1 pseudogene is annotated in these 365 nt (G+C 36.4%); it reads right to left on the bottom strand.

The annotated features are described in order from the left end of the window. A pseudogene (locus B494_RS21090) lies at window positions 1-365 on the bottom strand (SA1320 family protein); the annotation flags it as partial.

Here is a 365-nt window from a genome sequence, read left to right as displayed (position 1 = left end):
TGTTATAAATATGTATATTATAATAGCCGGTGTTGTTAAATAGTGCAGAATCTATGTATGGTCGTAAATTATCAATGACAGTAGGATAGTTTTCCATAAATTTTTGTAGGCCTGTCCGAATGCCTTCGACCGTTTCGTTCATTTCTTCAACAGGATGAAGGAATGCATTTACTTGTTCCTTAACTTGATCATCATAGTCTGTAAACAGACTGCGTACGAGGTTGATGGGATTACCATATAAAGAAAGGTAAGTGCCCCCCTTAACTAAACCAACTAATGCTTTACCTGCAATCTCTATAAGCGCCACTTTATTTATTAAAGTCATGGCGATCGCGAACAAAATGGCAGAGCTTGTTACTTTAAAA

It is taken from the genome of Amphibacillus jilinensis Y1 (assembly GCF_000306965.1).
GTDB classification, from domain to species: Bacteria; Bacillota; Bacilli; order Bacillales; family Amphibacillaceae; genus Amphibacillus_C; species Amphibacillus_C jilinensis.
The sequence above is the reverse complement of the archived record's forward strand: the minus strand, read 5'-3'. Positions and strand labels throughout refer to the sequence as shown.